This window comes from Roseovarius sp. S88 (assembly GCF_037023735.1).
GTDB lineage: Bacteria > Pseudomonadota > Alphaproteobacteria > Rhodobacterales > Rhodobacteraceae > Roseovarius > Roseovarius phycicola.
In genome coordinates this window covers 555,101-570,060 of record NZ_CP146069.1, presented here as the reverse complement: position 1 = coordinate 570,060, position 14,960 = coordinate 555,101, and the positions used below count along the sequence as shown (strand labels likewise).

Sequence of the window (14,960 nt, the reverse complement as noted above, 5' to 3'; positions counted from 1 at the left end):
CACAAAGCCAATTCTGATTCCGAATCTGACTGAACAGTCAGTCAAAAAGAGACTACACAACCAAGGACAGCGGAGCTAGACACAGTTTTTTTGGAAAGAAATTTTGGGGTGGCTAAACCTGATCGTCCCAACAGGTGAACACCTCATTGGTGATCCAGCGCCGGATCCCGTTATGTGCGGCAAGCTGGTCCGGAGTAAGGTGTCCGCCAGTGAAATACGCATATGACCCATCAAGCTGCGCCCGATCCCGGAATGTCATCACAACGTAGAACCGTTGTGCTTCCGTTGCTTCGGTGGACATCGGTGTGTCGTCAATTCGGGCGCCAATTTCTCCGGTTGCCTCTGCATATCCCATTGACTTCATGTCTTTGAAAAACTGAGCATAATAACTACGCACCGTCTCCATTGACGCGCCCGGCTTGAGATCGAAACGGCAAAGCATATGGATCATTTGTGTCACTTTCCAAATTTGTTCGGGATATCCCGGCAAACAAGAAAAGCACCGCGTAAGGTGATGCACTTTCTCGTTGTTACACGTTTCTCGATACTCTCTTCAGCATCAGTTCTAAATCTCGGAAATCCATTTCTTGTGTCAAGAAAATCCCCCCGCGCGTGTGGTCATGAATTGATCATACTCTGAAAGGGTCGTCAGATTTGATCAAATCTGTCGACCGTACAGCTTGACTCGTTTGATTTGCACCGAATAACGTTTTTTCGAACGTTCAACTAGTCAATCACTCAGCGAGGGACTGCGCCGCACAAACGGCGCCATGCACTCATCAAAAATTGAACGTCGTACTAGGGAGAGGATTTCCGGAATATGTCACTTACAAAAAATCTGAAGAGGCTAACCTGCACGGTTGCAGTTGGCGTTTTGATGGCCGGATCGGCTGTTGCTGAAGATCGTGTGCTGAAGGTCACAAACTGGGGTGAATACATCGCAGAAGACACGATCGCCAACTTCGAAAAGGAATACGGGATCAAGGTCATTTACGACACCTATGATTCCGCTGAGTCGATCGACGCGAAACTGCTTGCGGGCAATAGCGGTTATGATGTCGTCAGCCACGCCGGTAGCGACACAGCGCGCCTGATCAAGGCGGGCATCATTGCTCCGCTTGATATGTCAAAGCTGGATAACATCAAACATATCGACCCGGCCCTTATGGCGCAGCTCGACAGTGAATGGGACCCAGGCAACAAGCACTTCATTCCGTATATGTGGGGCACACATGGTGTGACCTATAATGAAGAGCTGGTGAAAGCGACCTATCCTGACGCCCCAATCGGCTCCATGGATCTGATCTTCAACCCTGAGCACCTGGAGAAAGTTGCCTCCTGTGGTGTGTCATTCCTGGATTCTCCGGGTGACATCATTCCAATGGCACTTGCTTATCTTGGGCTCGACCCGAACTCGACCAATTCTGAAGACTATGAGGCGGTTGGGGAAATGCTGGCGCAGATCCGTCCGCATATCAAAACGTTCGATAACTATGCGTATCAGCGGATGCCACAGAAAGAGTTCTGCATATCCACAACTTGGGGGCCTGATGGGCTTTTGGCGATGTCCGGCGCAGCCGAAGCCGATACAGGCGTCGTTCTTGATTTCTTCCTGCCCGAAGGCCAAGGCGCAGCGCAGCTCTGGATTGACGGATGGTTGATCCCTGCGGATGCCGCAAACAAAGAAGACGCGCACTTGTTCCTTAACTACATGATGCGGCCTGAAGTTGGCGCGGCGGACAGTAACTTCACCTGGTATGCGACGGCCAACAAGACCGGCAAAGAGCTAGTGGATGAAGAAGTGACATCAAGCCCAGCGGCTTTCCCAACCTCTGATCAGGTTGCCAAGATGTACACCACAAAAGTGCTTCCGCCGAAGGTCGAGCGCCTGCAAACGCGCACCTGGACCAACTTCAAAGCGGGCAATTGATCGCTCTTTGAAACAGGTGGTGGCGTGACGCACTATGCCACCACCCCACGCTCGCAAAAATATTGAGCATTTTTGACTGGGGGACTGTCCGTGACCGATGCGCCGTGGCTTGACCATGAGAACAACACTCCATTGGTCCAAATACGTGGCCTGACAAAGAAATTCGGTTCAGTTACCGCTGTCGACAACATTGATCTCGACATCTATCAGGGTGAACTCTTTTGCCTTTTGGGCGGGTCGGGTTGTGGCAAATCAACTTTGCTTCGGATGCTTGCAGGGTTCGAATTTCCTGAATCCGGGTCGATCAACATTGGGGGCGAAGACATGTCGAATGTCTCAGCCTATGAACGACCCACCAACATGATGTTCCAAAGCTATGCGCTTTTCCCGCATATGACAGTTGAAAAGAATATCGCGTTTGGGCTGCAACAAGACCGCGTTCCCAAAAGCGAAATCACCGACCGCGTGGATGATATTCTGCAATTGGTCGAGCTGCAGGACTTCAAGAAACGCAAACCCCAACAGCTTTCTGGTGGTCAAAGACAGCGCGTCGCGCTGGCCCGCGCGCTGGTCAAAAAACCGCGCCTGCTCTTGCTTGATGAACCGCTCGCCGCTTTGGACAAGAAACTGCGCAAGCAAACGCAGTTTGAGTTGGCCAATATTCAGGAACAGGTTGGCGTGACGTTCATCGTTGTTACCCATGATCAGGAAGAGGCCATGACATTGGCCACTCGCATGGCTGTTATGGATGCTGGGCGCTTCATGCAGATTGGCACACCTAACGAAATTTACGAATTCCCGCAGTCGCGGTTTGTCGCGGACTTTATCGGATCGGCAAACATCTTTGCTGGGCGTGTCAGCGAAGATGGCACAGACCACGTGCGCGTCGATACGGACCTCGGCGAGATCTACATCGACCACGGTCAGTCGGTGACTGAAGGCAAACAAATCTGGGTTGGTCTAAGGCCTGAAAAAATTCATGTGAGCAAAACAGCACCCAAAAAGGCGGGTCCCAATCAGGTCAGCGGTGAAGTTGAAGAGATCGGATATCTGGGTGAGACCTCAATCTATAAGGTTAAGCTCAAAACAGGCCAACTTGTCGATGTGACTGCTCCAAATCAGGTCAGGTCGCGGAGTAATGAGCAATCCATCACCTGGGAAGACACGGTCTATCTAAGCTGGGAGCCATCCAGCGCGATGTTGCTAAATTCATGACCGATCTAACGAACAGTCCGGTCTCTGCGACCTCTCAGCAAGACATCGGTTTTCTGCAATCTCTCGCCAAGCGCGCGCAGAACAATTGGCGCAAGATCGTCATACTGATCCCTTTTGTGTGGCTGCTCTTCTTCTTTCTCTTTCCGTTTTTCATTGTTGCCAAGATCAGTTTGGCAGAGCTGGCCATCGCAAGCCCCCCGTTCACCAAGCTGATTGAGTGGACGGATACGGGTGTAGTGAACATCCGAATTGTCTTTGACAATTTCACCTACATCCTGACCGACAATCTGTATTCCAACACCTATCTGAATTCACTCAAGATCTCGGTTCTCTCAACACTGATTTGCCTGCTCTTTGGCTATCCGATTGCCTATGGGATCGTGCGATCCGGTCCGGTGATGAAGCCGCTTTTGCTGTTTCTTGTGATCCTGCCCTTCTGGACGTCGTTCTTGCTGCGCGTCTACGCATGGATGGGCCTGTTGGCGGATCAGGGCACAATCAACAACCTGCTGATCTCGGTCGGACTGATCGATGAGCCGATCCGGATGCTTTACACCGAATTCGCGGTCTTTGTGGGCATTGTCTACACCTACATGCCGTTCATGATCCTGCCGCTTTACGCGAATATGGAAAAGCTCGACACCAGCCTGAATGAAGCGGCAGCCGATCTGGGATCAAAGCCGACAAACACCTTTTTCAAAGTAACCTTGCCGCTGACGATCCCGGGCATCATCGCGGGCTCACTTCTGGTGTTCATCCCGGCCACGGGCGAATATGTCATTCCCGATCTTCTTGGAGGCGGCAACGTGCAAATGATTGGCCGCGTGCTCTTTAACGAGTTTTCGCGCAACACCGACTGGCCCGTCGCCTCGGCAGTCGCCATTGTACTTCTGTTCCTTCTCGTGGTGCCTATCGCCGTCTTCCAGCACTACCAAGGCAAAGAAAACGAGGGGCGTTAGGAGATGTACAACAAACGCTCTCGCTTTCTGACGGTCATGGTGAGCCTCGGGCTAGCCTTCTTTTACATCCCGCTCCTGCTTTTGGTGATCTACTCTTTCAACCACTCCAAGCTGGTGCCGGTTTGGGGCGGGTGGTCAACGCGCTGGTACAAAGTGCTGTTTTTCGAGTCCCCCGAAGTCTGGAGCGCTGTAGCGCTTAGTCTCAAGATCGCTTTCGTGAATGCGACTTTCGCCACCATGCTTGGTACACTTGCAGCGCTTGCGATGGTCCGGTTTGGCCGATTCAAAGGACGCACGCTTTTCGGCGGGATGCTTGTCGCGCCACTGGTGATGCCAGAAGTCATAACGGGTCTGTCCTTGCTGGTGTTTTTCATATCTCTGCAAGAATTGATCGGCTGGCCTGCAGAACGTGGATTCACCACCATCACGATCGCGCATATAACCTTCTCCATGGCCTTTGTTGCGGTCACGGTGCAAGCGCGCCTGACCGGTATGGGGCAGGACCTTGAAGAAGCTGCCGCAGACCTGGGCGCAAAACCGTTCAAGGTTCTCACGGCAATCACCATCCCGCGCCTTACCCCCGCGCTGGTATCGGGCTGGCTGTTGGCCTTCACGCTTTCGCTTGATGATCTGGTGATCGCAAGCTTTGTCACCGGCCCCGGGGCAAACACGCTTCCAATACTCATTTTCTCGCGCATTCGACTTGGCTTGCGCCCGGACATTAATGCATTGGCCACCATCATCATTCTCGTCGTGGCGATCTGCGTAACCATTGCAGCCCTTATCATGTACCGCCAGCACAAGCGGGACCTGTTGGATCAGCAATTGGCTGAACGGGCCGACTGATGCCGGTTAAAACGCGCCATGAGACCGCCAATAAGCGCACGGCCCCGCGGGACGTGCGGCGCAAACAACTGATCATGGCGGCCATGGACTCGATATCCAAGCGCGGCTTTTCCGATACAACGTTGCGGCATGTCACGGAAAAGGCCAAGGTTTCGCATGGCGTGGTGAACTATCACTTTGCCAGCAAAGAAGCGCTCTATGACGCAACGCTCGGCTATCTGGCGCAAGAGCATTTTGATCTGTGGACCAAATATCAGAAGGAGGCCGGTTCAGACCCTGCACGGCAACTCGCTGCGATCCTGCGTGCAGATTTTGACAAGAAGGTCTGCACCCACAAAAAGCTGGCTGTTTGGTTCGCATTTTGGGGACAGGCCAAGTACCGGCCAAACTATCTCAAGATCCACAACCGGTATGACAATCAACGGTTTGAAGAGATTATGCACATCTGTGCCCGGCTCATCGAAGAGGGCGGATATATCGATCTGAGCGCGCCGCGTGCGACTCGGTTGATCGAGTCCATCTCAGATGGTCATTGGCTCAGTTTGATGCTCTACCCATCCGAGACCGATGGTGAGACTTGTTATCAAGACAGCCTGCATGCGCTGAGCCTTTTGTTTCCCAAGCATTTTCCACTGGACAAGGCGTAGTTCAGGGCGGGTTTGGCGCTGAATGCTGCAAAGCCTGCCAAGACAAAAAGGGACTGATCAATGTCAAAACTCAAAAAGACCGCAGCGCAGATGGTAGCCGATGCGCGGGCGCGGATTGACGAGGTTGAGACCGCAGACCTGATTGCGCTGGTGGACGATCCCAACACCGTTATTGTTGACATCCGTGACGTGCGCGAGCGCGAAAGAACCGGATACATCCCCGGCAGTGTTCATGCCCCGCGTGGTATGGTGGAGTTTTGGATCGACCCCGACAGCCCCTATTACAAAGAGGTCTTCGGGCAGGACAAAAGATACGTGTTTCACTGCGCCAGCGGCTGGCGCTCAGCTCTGACCGTGGCCACGCTTCAGGAAATGGGATTTGAGGCAGCACATCTTAAAGAAGGGTTCTCGACCTGGGAGAAACAGGGCGGGCCCGTTGAGAAAACAAAAGGCGATTGAACCGATGTCGAACACAACGCTCAACCAAAAAACAAAGTCAAACTCACCCAGTGAAGAGGATCTGACGCGCTGGGACCGCGATCACCACCTGCACCCGTGGGCCGGGGTCGAAGGCGTTGGCAAAGACGAATACATGCGCGTCAACACCGGCGAGGGTATCTATCTCTGGGACAGTACCGGCAAGCGCTACATTGACGGGCCGGGTGGTATGTGGTGCGTACAAATCGGCTATGGCCGCGAGGAAATGGCCAAGGCGATTGCTGAGCAGACCATGCAAATGCCCTATGCCTCGCCATGGTCCTTTACTTCAGAGCCTGCCGCCGTCTTGGCGCGCAAACTGACCGAAATGGCGCCGGGGGATCTCAACACTGTGCATTTCACAACCGGTGGTTCGACAGCGGTAGACACAGCCCTGCGCGCGGTTCAGTTCATGAACAATCGCCTTGGGCGGCCCGAGAAAAAGATCATCCTATCACGTGAAAAAGCCTATCACGGCTCGACCTATCTGGCCTCAACCATGACCGGGAAGGAACGCTTTAAGACACAGTTCGACAAGGCCGACGACCTGGTGCACTTCCTGCCCGACATCAACCCTTATGGCCGCCCCAAAGGTATGAGCCTTGAAGATTGGTGCGATGCCAAATTGGCCGATATGGAAGCGGCCATCGCCGAGGTCGGAGCAGATAAAATCGCCGCCTTCATCGCTGAGCCGATCCTGTGCTCGGGCGGGATCATCGTACCACCGCCGGGCTATCATAAACGCACGCTCGATCTGTGCCACAAGCATGACATTCTCTACATCTCGGACGAGGTCGTTACCGGCTTTGGCCGCATGGGGCATTGGTTTGCCTCCGAGCCGGTGTTTGACATCGTGCCTGACATCATCACCTGCGCCAAGGGCCTGACCTCGGGGTACATTCCGCTGGGAGCGTGTATTTTGTCCGATAGCGTCGTGGACCGGATGCGCGGCAGCTCCGAGAATGATACGTTCTACAACGGCTACACCTATTCCGGTCATCCCGTGGGCTGCGCCGCCGCGCTCAAGAACATCGAGATCATGGAGCGCGAAGACATCCTCGGTCACGTGCAGCGCATCACGCCATATTTCCAAGGGCGTCTGCGTGCCATCGGTGAGAAGTTCGACATCGTTGGGGACGCCCGTGGCATGGGCCTTCTGGGCTGTTTGGAATGTCGCCCGGAATTGTCCGATGAAACCTATGCCGCACATCTGCAATTCGGCAACAAACTGGATGCGGCCTGTGAAGAGATGGGGCTGCTCCTACGCCCCTTCGGCAATATGGCCGTCTTCTCGCCGCCGCTGATCATGACAGAAGCGCAGATTGACGAGATGTTCGACATCATGGAAGCGGGTTTGGAAAAGCTCAGCGCGGAGTACGCCACCTAAACTGCGTCAAGCCGCCAGTCGCCTCTTTCGATTTCAAACCAGTCCACATCGTCATACCCATAGGCCCGCCTTTGCCCCTTAAATCGGAGGCCGCATTTGCCCAGAACATGGCGTGACTTGTGGTTTTCGCTGTCTGTCGTTGCCACAACCTGGTCCAAAGATGTTTCCTCAAATGCAAATCGCAGCAGACGCGCGCAGATTTCAGTGGCATACCCTTGCCCCCACGCCTCTGGGATCAAAAGATACCCCACCTCGATGTGCGCGTCAGGGTAGGCATGTTCGGACAGCAGGTTCCAGTCATATTCCTCCGTTTCAATCGGAACTGGCAGCAACACGCAATCACCGATTTTCTGGCCCGTGTCCTTGCGGACCACACACCAGATACCGATCCGCCCTTCTGCACCACGTCTGATATAGTTGTGCATTTGCTCGGCCACCTGCTCGGGCGACATCGGGTCGGCGACATACCTCATCACGTTTCTGTCGCAAAGCAAAGCCCGCGCAATATCGAGATCATCAAGGCTGAACGGGATCAGCCGTAAGCGTTCAGTTTCCAGCACGAGCTGTTTTGCTCCAAGTGGCGTCACGCGACGCGCTCCTTGCGCCGCCTGAGCAAAACCATGTTAGAGATCAGAAGAACACCGATCACCACCGCGCCACCGACCAGCGCCCAGCGCCCTGGGTCTTCGCCGACCACAGCCCAGACGAGCAGCGGCGCTAAAACCGATTCCAGCAAGATCAGCAATGAGACTTCCACCGAGCTGATGTAGCGTGGGCCCAGCGTGAGAAAGCAGGTCGCAACGGCGATGAACAGCCCATGGTACAGGAACAGATCCCACTGCTCCGCAACCGGTGCCAGCGGGGACACAAACGGCAACACCACCAGCGCTGCGCCGATATAGGAAATCGGGATCACCGGGATCATCGACACATCCTTGACCCGTCGCACCGCGGTCAAAGCCGCTGCATAGGCGGCGGAGACGAAAACGGCCCACAGATCACCTTTCCAGGACGCAATCTCGCTTTCGTGGCTGCCATAGGCCAGAATGCCTAAGCCCACAAAGACCCCCACCATGGTCAGAACCATGCGCCGTCCGATGCGTTCGCCCAGAAACACCCGGGCAAAGATCGATGAAAAGACAGGCATCGAGGCGAAAATGAACACAACATTCGCGACACTGGTTTGCGTGACCGCCATCACAAAACCCGGTGCCGTAGACCCCATCAGCACGATGTAGACAAGTCCGGCGCGGCCCGTGTTGAGCGAGGCTTTGATCGCGCCGACACCCTGAAATGCCAGCACGCCAATCAGGATCAGCACACCCGCCGTCAAACCCCGCCAGAACGCAACCACCAAAGGGTCGGCCTCGATCAAACGGACAAAGAGCGAGTCCGGGACGACAAAGAGCACGCCCAGTGTGGTGATGATGAGACCCTTGAGATGTGTATTCATGGCCGCAAGCTGTCCCGCGTTTGATAGCGATTGTAAAGCATCGCCAAACCCAGCGGCCCGAAGGCGATCTGTGGGGCATCTGACAACATGGCTTGCATGTCTGGCATGTTTCGCGAAATTCTATGCCAAAGGGGTCGCGCGCCCGTCGCGCAGGCAACGCTCAGGCCTGACCCCGTTCCGACAGGAGACCGCCCATGACCCGTCCCGCACATCCGCATGGACTGACGCAAGCGCCCAGCCTGACAGGCCCGCATAAGGGCTATATGCCCGGTTTCGGCAATGATTTTGAGACCGAGGCTTTGCCCGGCGCGCTACCCCAGGGGCAGAACAGCCCGCAGAAATGCGCCTATGGGCTCTATGGCGAGCAACTCTCTGGCACAGCATTTACAGCCCCAAGCCATCAGAATGAGCGCACCTGGTGCTATCGCATAAGACCATCGGTGAAACACTCGCATCGCTACACGCGCGTTGAGCTGCCCTATTGGAAATCAGCTCCGCATGTGGTGGAAGATGTGACCTCGCTTGGTCAATACCGCTGGGACCCTGTCCCGCATTCGGACGCGCCTCTGACATGGCTGACGGGCATGCGCACCATGACCACGGCTGGCGATGTGAACACTCAAGTGGGCATGGCGAGCCACGTTTATCTTGTCACAGCCTCCATGGAAAACAGCTATTTCTATTCCGCTGACAGCGAGCTTCTGGTGGTCCCGCAAGCGGGCCATCTGCGCTTTTGCACCGAACTTGGGATTATTGATGTCGCACCACAAGAGATCGCTATACTGCCTCGCGGCCTGCTCTACCGCGTTGAGGTTCTAAAAGGACCTGCACGTGGCTTTGTTTGCGAAAACTATGGCCAGAAATTCGCCCTGCCCGGTCGCGGTCCGATCGGTGCGAATTGCATGGCCAACCGGCGCGATTTCAAAACGCCTGTGGCTGCCTTTGAAGACCGCGAAACGCCCTCGACCGTCACTATCAAATGGTGTGGGCAATTTCACGAGACGCGGATCGGGCATTCGCCTTTGGATGTCGTGGCATGGCATGGCAATTACGCGTCCTGCAAATACGACCTGACCACCTATTGCCCTGTCGGCGCAGTGCTTTTTGATCATCCTGACCCGTCGATCTTTACCGTGCTCACCGCGCCCTCGGGTGTTGAGGGCACCTCCAATATCGACTTTGTGCTCTTCCGCGAACGTTGGATGGTGGCGGAACACACCTTCCGCCCGCCGTGGTATCACAAGAACATCATGTCGGAACTGATGGGCAATATCTACGGCCAGTATGACGCCAAACCGCAGGGCTTTGTCCCCGGCGGCATGAGCCTGCACAATATGATGCTCCCCCATGGCCCGGACCGCGAGGCGTTTGAGAAGGCATCGAATGCCAATCTGGGGCCTGATAAGCTGGACAACACCATGTCGTTTATGTTCGAGACCCGCTTTCCGCAGCACCTGACAGAGTTTGCAGCCAAGGAGGCCCCGTTGCAGGAGGACTACATCGACTGTTGGGCCGATATAGAGAAGAAGTTTGACGGCTCGCCTGAGGGCAAGTGACGAATCTTGAGTATTTCTGGAACAGTGAAAGATAGGGGTGATCAGACGATATGAAATTCGGCACCCTTCGCATGCCTTTGAATAAGGCACCAAGCACTAAAACCGGTGCGGCTCACAAACGGCGCGCGCCACCTATCGATCCTGCCGACTGGAACACTTGGCATCCTGATGGCTGGTTGGTTGCAGTTTCGAATGATCTTACTGGAGTCGCTGATGTGAACGTCGAAACAATGCAGGCGGCGCTGGAAACCGGGTTTGGAACCGTCACAACCAACCATGCACGGCAATTGGATGAATTTGAATTTCAAGCCCCCTTACCACGCGCCTATCAGTTTTTGGACGCCTCGGCCTATGTGAACCACGTGGCGTTGGTCCGGCAAGCGCGTGGCGCAGAGATGCCACAGAGCTTCTGGACAGATCCGTTGATGTATCAGGGGGTTTCGGATGCGTTTCTGGGACCCAATGATCCGATTGTCGGAGACCCCGCCTGGGGGTTGGATTTTGAGGCGGAAATTGCCGTAATCACCGGGCCTGTGCCGATGGGGATCACGGCGGAGGAGGCTGTGAGCACGATTAAGCTTGTCCTGCTGCTGAACGATGTTTCCCTGCGCAGCCTTATTCCGGACGAGTTGGCCAAGGGCTTTGGCTTTTTGCAGTCAAAGCCGCGCAATGCCTGTTCGCCTGTTGCGGTGACACCTGACAGCCTGAGCGGCTGGGACGGCGGCAAACTGCACGGCATCCTGAATGTCGACTTCAACGGAGCGCCCTTTGGGCGAACGGATGCAGGCATCGACATGACCTTTGACTTCGGAACTCTCATCGCCCACGCCGCCAAAACCCGACCTTTGGGCGCCGGCACAATCATTGGCTCTGGCACCGTGTCCAACCGCGATGCGGATGGCGGGCCGGGCAGGCCGGTGGCGCAAGGGGGAAAGGGCTATTCCTGCATTGCTGAGCAGCGGATGGTCGAAACCCTTCAAACCGGCACGCCGCAGACCCCGTTTCTGCAACCGGGCGACCGGGTCAAAATCTGGATGGAGGATGAAAGCGGTCAGTCGATCTTTGGGGCTATTGAGCAAGAGGTGATCCCATGGCCTTAACCGCCGGCTTGCCAGTCTGCAATCGCCTCAACCGGATACAGCAACATGATCACATTGAGCGTCAGGTTGTCGCGAATGATCCACAGCGTCAGAAGCTCAAACCCAACCACAATCGCCAGGCTTGCCCAAACCGGCAAGCGCCGCGCCAGCCAGAACCCAAACAGCATCGCCGCAATGTCGGACGCAGAGTTGAGCACGCTGTCGCCATAGTAATCGAGCGAGATCGTCACCTCACGATACCGCTCAATTACCGCATTGGTGTTCTCAACAATCTCCCAGGCGCATTCCACCAGCGTGGCAATGACCAACCGCCAGCCGATCTCAACCCGCCGGGCCACGGCCCACAAGATGGCGTAAAAGATGAATCCGTGCAGCAAATGGCTGGGCCAGTACCAGTCAAACACCTGCTGGCTGCCCTCCGACGTGTTCACCGAGCCCCACAAATCCACCCATCCGCAGGGGCACGTCAGGTTACGGCCCATCAGGATCAGTGTCACGAGCGTGGCAAGGCTGATCACTGCGACAATCACATATGGAATACGTATCGCGATCATGTGCATAAGGAATCACACCCTTGCATGACTGTCGAGTAAGGAAAGGATGACCCATGGCCAAGGCGTTTGCCTCTCAAAGTGATCTCAACGAAAAGACCATCAGTTTCACCGAAATTGGCCGGGGGCTTTATGCCTTCACCGCCGAGGGGGATCCCAATTCCGGTGTGATTGTCGGCGATGACAGCGTCATGATCATTGAGGCCCAGGCCACGCCGCGACTGGCGCAGAAGGTGATTGATTGCGTGCGGCAGGTCACCGACAAGCCGATCACACATCTGGTGCTCACCCATTACCACGCCGTGCGCGTTCTGGGCGCATCAGCCTACGGGGCAGGCCAGATCCTGATGTCCGATGCCGCGCGCGCCATGGTGGCCGAGCGCGGCCAGGAGGATTGGGACAGTGAGTTCCAACGCTTCCCCCGCCTCTTTGAAGGCCATGAAAGCATCCCCGGCCTCACCTGGCCCACGACAACCTTCTCCGAGGCGATGAGCGTTTATCTGGGCAACCGCCGCGTCGACCTGATGCACCTGGGCCGGGCGCATACGGCAGGCGATATCGTTATTCATGTACCCGATGAAAATGTGATGTTCACAGGCGACATCGTTGAATACCACTCGGCTTGCTACTGCGGAGACGGACATTTTGCCGATTGGGGCGACACGCTGGATGCCGTCAAAGCCTTTGAGGTGGACGCCATTGCACCGGGCCGCGGCGGGGCGCTCATGGGGCGTGAGATGGTGGATGCCGCAATTGAAAGCACCCGTGACTTTGTCGCTTCCACCTACGCACCTGCCGCGCGTGTGGCCGCTCGGGGTGGATCTTTGAAAGAGGCATGGGATGCGGTGCGCGCCGCCTGTGATCCCAAGTTCTCAGATTACGCGATCTACGAGCACTGCCTGCCCTTCAACGTCGCCCGCGCCTATGACGAGGCCCGCGGCATCGACACGCCAAGGATATGGACCGCCCAGCGTGATATAGAGATGTGGGAGGCGTTGCAGGGATAACCGATGGCCTAGTCATGACCTTCCCCTTCAATCAGGACCTATACCCCTACCAGCGCCACCCGGATCAAGACGCAGCACGTCCCGTGCATCATCCGGTGACCGTCGTTGGAGCAGGACCCGTAGGTCTGGCGTTGGCCATCGACTTGGCCCAGCGCAACATTCCCACCCTCCTTCTTGATGACAATTCCCGCGTCTCCACCGGCTCTCGCGCCATATGTTTTGCCAAGCGCACGCTGGAGATCGCAGATCGGCTCGGCGTGGGAGAAGCACTGGTCGAAAAAGGCGTTCAATGGAACCTCGGCAAGGTTTTCTTCGGCGACCGCAAAGTCTATGAGTTCAACCTGCAACCCGAAGATGGCCACAAAAACCCGGCCTTTATCAACCTGCAGCAATACTATCTGGAAATTACGCTCCTTGAACGGCTGCGCGCATTACAGGCTGATGGCGCACCGGTCAATCTGCGGGGCGAGAACCAGGTTTCAACGCCTATCCAACATGCCGATCATGTCGCGCTGACGATTGAGACACCTGACGGTTTCTATTCCATAACCACTGACTGGCTGATTGCCTGCGATGGCGCCAATTCGCATATCCGCAATCGCATGGGGTTGGGTTTTAAAGGCCGTGTCTTCGAGGACAACTTCCTCATCGCCGATGTCACCATGCAGGCGGATTTCCCGACAGAGCGGTGGTTCTGGTTCGACCCACCCTTCAACCCTGGTCAATCCGCACTCTTGCACAAACAGCCCGATGGTGTCTGGCGGATCGACCTGCAACTGGGCTGGGACATTGATCGCGAGGTTGAGAAAGACCCGGATCGCGTGCGCGTCCGCGTCGCGCAGATGCTTGGCCCTGACGTTCCGTTCGAGCTTGAATGGGTCTCCATCTACACCTTCCAATGCCGCCGCATGGATGCGTTCCGCCATGGCCGTATCCTCTTTGCCGGCGATGCCGCGCATCAGGTCTCGCCGTTTGGCGCGCGCGGGGCCAATTCCGGCATTCAGGACGCAGACAATCTAGGCTGGAAACTGGCTGCCGTAGTCAACGGTGCCGCGCCAGAGGCGTTGCTCTACAGCTACGATACCGAGCGCGTCCAGGCCGCGGATGAGAACATTCTCAACTCGACGCGTTCCACCGAGTTCATCACGCCCAAATCCGAGGTTAGCTGCGTCTTCCGCGATGCGGTCCTCGTCCTTGCGGAACACCACTCTTTTGCCCGCCCTTTCGTGAATTCCGGCCGGCTCTCGCTGCCTACCACCTATGACGACACACCGCTCAACACGCCCGATGCTCTACCTGACGGTCCAACCCAAAGCCGACCCGGTGCGCCCTGCCCGGATGCCGCCTTGTGCCATGGGTTCCTGTTGGATCAACTGGACGGGCAATTCACCTTGCTTGCTCTGGGCACGAATGCACCAGACAATATCGGCGTCACAATCCTGTCGCCCGAGATCACTAAGGATATTCGCAAGCGTTATCTGGGGAATGCGCCTTCGGCGCTCTACCTCATCCGACCTGACCAACATATCGCCGCGCGCTGGCCCTGCGCCACGGCCAACGAGATTGCACAGGCGCTCTCCCGCGCCAAAGGACATGCCCCATGACCAAACTTATCCTGACGCCAAATTTGCCCAATGCTGATGATGTCTATGCTGACATTCTGGCGGCGCATGATGGTCTCGCCTTTGAAGAGAGCGCTGCTCTCAATGCCCGCCTGATCCTGATCCTTGCCAACCATATCGGAGACGCGGATTTGATCCGAGACGCACTCAAAGAAGCTTTAGCCTAAACCGTTTCACCGTTCATAAAATACTCGAATCCCAAACAGAGTC

The 14,960-nt window shown here is 55.9% G+C and carries 16 protein-coding genes; 12 read left to right on the top strand and 4 right to left on the bottom strand.

What is annotated here, in order from left to right:
- Positions 1 to 112: 112 nt before the first annotated feature.
- Complete coding sequence (locus RZ517_RS02825; protein ID WP_338549971.1) at positions 113 to 451, bottom strand: hypothetical protein; 339 nt, start codon at positions 449 to 451, stop codon at positions 113 to 115.
- A gap of 369 nt (positions 452 to 820) precedes the next feature.
- On the opposite strand from RZ517_RS02825, the gene RZ517_RS02820 reads away from it, so the two are divergent.
- The 7 genes from RZ517_RS02820 to RZ517_RS02790 all read left to right on the top strand — a co-directional run bounded on the left by RZ517_RS02820 (position 821) and on the right by RZ517_RS02790 (position 7,461).
- Positions 821 to 1,930, top strand: a complete 1,110-nt coding sequence (locus RZ517_RS02820; protein WP_338549970.1) for an extracellular solute-binding protein — start codon at positions 821 to 823, stop codon at positions 1,928 to 1,930.
- Positions 1,931 to 2,020: 90 nt separating this feature from the next.
- Entirely contained in the window at positions 2,021 to 3,145 is a 1,125-nt protein-coding gene (locus tag RZ517_RS02815; protein ID WP_338549969.1) for an ABC transporter ATP-binding protein, read from the top strand.
- Entirely contained in the window at positions 3,142 to 4,104 is a 963-nt protein-coding gene (locus RZ517_RS02810; RefSeq protein WP_338549968.1) for an ABC transporter permease subunit, read from the top strand. Before RZ517_RS02815 ends, RZ517_RS02810 begins: the two co-directional genes overlap by 4 nt.
- 3 nt (positions 4,105 to 4,107) lie before the next feature.
- Positions 4,108 to 4,950 carry an ABC transporter permease subunit gene (locus RZ517_RS02805; protein ID WP_317056090.1) on the top strand — a complete coding sequence of 281 codons (843 nt, stop codon included), beginning with the start codon at positions 4,108 to 4,110 and terminating at the stop codon, positions 4,948 to 4,950.
- Complete coding sequence (locus RZ517_RS02800; RefSeq protein ID WP_317056091.1) at positions 4,950 to 5,597, top strand: TetR/AcrR family transcriptional regulator; 648 nt, start codon at positions 4,950 to 4,952, stop codon at positions 5,595 to 5,597. Before RZ517_RS02805 ends, RZ517_RS02800 begins: the two co-directional genes overlap by 1 nt.
- A 60-nt stretch (positions 5,598 to 5,657) precedes the next feature.
- Positions 5,658 to 6,056 carry a rhodanese-like domain-containing protein gene (locus RZ517_RS02795; RefSeq protein ID WP_338549966.1) on the top strand — a complete coding sequence of 133 codons (399 nt, stop codon included), beginning with the start codon at positions 5,658 to 5,660 and terminating at the stop codon, positions 6,054 to 6,056.
- A 4-nt stretch (positions 6,057 to 6,060) separates the two neighbouring features.
- Complete coding sequence (locus RZ517_RS02790) at positions 6,061 to 7,461, top strand: aminotransferase (RefSeq protein ID WP_338549965.1); 1,401 nt, start codon at positions 6,061 to 6,063, stop codon at positions 7,459 to 7,461.
- Here RZ517_RS02790 and RZ517_RS02785 read toward each other — a convergent pair.
- Together RZ517_RS02785 and RZ517_RS02780 are read right to left on the bottom strand one after the other, a co-directional pair.
- Positions 7,458 to 8,048 (bottom strand): GNAT family N-acetyltransferase, encoded by a 591-nt coding sequence (locus tag RZ517_RS02785; protein WP_338549964.1) that lies wholly within the window; start codon positions 8,046 to 8,048, stop codon positions 7,458 to 7,460. The genes RZ517_RS02790 and RZ517_RS02785 overlap by 4 nt on opposite strands.
- Positions 8,045 to 8,914: a DMT family transporter gene (locus tag RZ517_RS02780; protein WP_338549963.1), complete on the bottom strand. Its 870-nt coding sequence runs from the start codon at positions 8,912 to 8,914 to the stop codon at positions 8,045 to 8,047. Before RZ517_RS02780 ends, RZ517_RS02785 begins: the two co-directional genes overlap by 4 nt.
- A gap of 194 nt (positions 8,915 to 9,108) precedes the next feature.
- On the opposite strand from RZ517_RS02780, the gene hmgA reads away from it, so the two are divergent.
- Together hmgA and RZ517_RS02770 are read left to right on the top strand one after the other, a co-directional pair.
- Positions 9,109 to 10,470, top strand: coding sequence for a homogentisate 1,2-dioxygenase (gene hmgA / locus RZ517_RS02775; protein WP_338549962.1), 1,362 nt, complete (start codon positions 9,109 to 9,111; stop codon positions 10,468 to 10,470).
- A gap of 215 nt (positions 10,471 to 10,685) precedes the next feature.
- Positions 10,686 to 11,570: a fumarylacetoacetate hydrolase family protein gene (locus tag RZ517_RS02770; protein WP_338549961.1), complete on the top strand. Its 885-nt coding sequence runs from the start codon at positions 10,686 to 10,688 to the stop codon at positions 11,568 to 11,570.
- Here RZ517_RS02770 and RZ517_RS02765 read toward each other — a convergent pair.
- Positions 11,567 to 12,124: a DUF2585 family protein gene (locus tag RZ517_RS02765; RefSeq protein WP_338551101.1), complete on the bottom strand. Its 558-nt coding sequence runs from the start codon at positions 12,122 to 12,124 to the stop codon at positions 11,567 to 11,569. The genes RZ517_RS02770 and RZ517_RS02765 overlap by 4 nt on opposite strands.
- Before the next feature lie 53 nt (positions 12,125 to 12,177).
- Here RZ517_RS02765 and RZ517_RS02760 point away from each other — a divergent pair, with 53 nt between their 5' ends.
- From RZ517_RS02760 to RZ517_RS02750, 3 genes are read left to right on the top strand one after another with little or no spacing between them, the layout of a single operon-like run.
- Complete coding sequence (locus tag RZ517_RS02760) at positions 12,178 to 13,128, top strand: MBL fold metallo-hydrolase (RefSeq protein ID WP_338549960.1); 951 nt, start codon at positions 12,178 to 12,180, stop codon at positions 13,126 to 13,128.
- 14 nt (positions 13,129 to 13,142) lie between these two features.
- The gene (locus RZ517_RS02755) at positions 13,143 to 14,732 is read left to right on the top strand and encodes an FAD-dependent oxidoreductase (RefSeq protein WP_338549959.1); all 1,590 of its coding nucleotides are present in this window, start codon (positions 13,143 to 13,145) and stop codon (positions 14,730 to 14,732) included.
- Positions 14,729 to 14,917 (top strand): DUF2783 domain-containing protein, encoded by a 189-nt coding sequence (locus tag RZ517_RS02750; RefSeq protein WP_338549958.1) that lies wholly within the window; start codon positions 14,729 to 14,731, stop codon positions 14,915 to 14,917. The genes RZ517_RS02755 and RZ517_RS02750 overlap by 4 nt, the downstream gene beginning before the upstream one ends.
- The last annotated feature ends 43 nt before the right edge of the window (positions 14,918 to 14,960 follow it).